Source organism: Vibrio sp. 704 (assembly GCF_033339295.1).
The window spans coordinates 1-1,056 of sequence record NZ_JAWOUH010000126.1 but is presented as its reverse complement, the minus strand read 5'-3'; the positions used below and the strand labels follow the sequence as shown (position 1 = coordinate 1,056).

2 protein-coding genes are annotated in these 1,056 nt (G+C 45.3%); one reads left to right on the top strand and one right to left on the bottom strand.

Features of this window, described 5'->3' with window-relative positions; genetic code table 11:
* The coding region (locus R7R24_RS24910; RefSeq protein WP_411978830.1) for a MutS-related protein at window positions 1–595 on the top strand (595 nt) is incomplete at its 5' end.
* Window positions 596–674: 79 nt separating this feature from the next.
* Here R7R24_RS24910 and R7R24_RS24905 read toward each other — a convergent pair.
* On the bottom strand, window positions 675–1,056 hold a 382-nt coding region (locus R7R24_RS24905), incomplete at its 5' end, for a sigma-70 family RNA polymerase sigma factor (protein WP_029811329.1).

Sequence of the window (1,056 nt, the reverse complement as noted above, 5' to 3'; positions counted from 1 at the left end):
CGGTGCTTCAGATGACTTGGCATCAGGTCGTTCAACCTTCATGGTAGAGATGACTGAAACGGCCAACATTCTCCACAACGCAACCAAGAACAGCTTGGTGTTAATGGATGAGATCGGTCGTGGTACCAGTACTTACGATGGTCTTTCATTGGCATGGGCAAGTGCCGAATGGCTTGCAACACAAATTGGCGCGATGACACTTTTCGCTACGCACTATTTTGAACTAACCGAATTACCGAACTTGCTACCAAACTTAGCAAATGTTCACCTAGATGCGGTAGAACATGGCGACAGCATTGCTTTCATGCACGCTGTTCAAGAAGGCGCCGCAAGCAAATCATACGGCTTGGCGGTTGCGGGCTTAGCTGGCGTACCTAAAACGGTCATCAAAAATGCTCGTACTAAACTGTCTCAACTAGAGCAACTCGGTCAAGCTAGCGACTCGCCTCGTCCAAGCACTGTGGATGTAGCAAATCAGCTCAGCTTAATCCCTGAACCTAGCGAAATTGAACAAGCGTTATCAAACATCGATCCAGACGACTTAACACCTCGCCAAGCCCTTGAAGAGCTGTATCGTTTGAAGAAAATGCTTTAACGAGAATATCTAATCTCCCCTAAAACAGAAAAAGGGCTATGGTTATCCATAGCCCTTTGTGTTTCGAGAAAGCTTAGTATTAATCGTCTTCAACGTTAAACAAGTTTTCCATATTTAGGCCTTGTTTAATTAGGATTTCACGAAGTCGACGTAAACCCTCCACTTGAATTTGACGTACACGCTCACGGGTAAGACCAATCTCTCGTCCCACTTCTTCAAGCGTAGACGGCTCATAACCAAGCAAACCAAAACGGCGTGCAAGCACTTCTTTTTGTTTTGGATTCAACTCTTCCAACCAATGGATCAAAGACGATTTGATGTCATCATCTTGAGTCGACACTTCTGGATCAGAGTTATTTGCGTCAGGAATAATATCCAGAAGCGCTTTTTCACCGTCACCACCAATTGGGGTATCAACGGAGCTAATACGCTCGTTAAGACGCAGCATTTTGCTGACATCT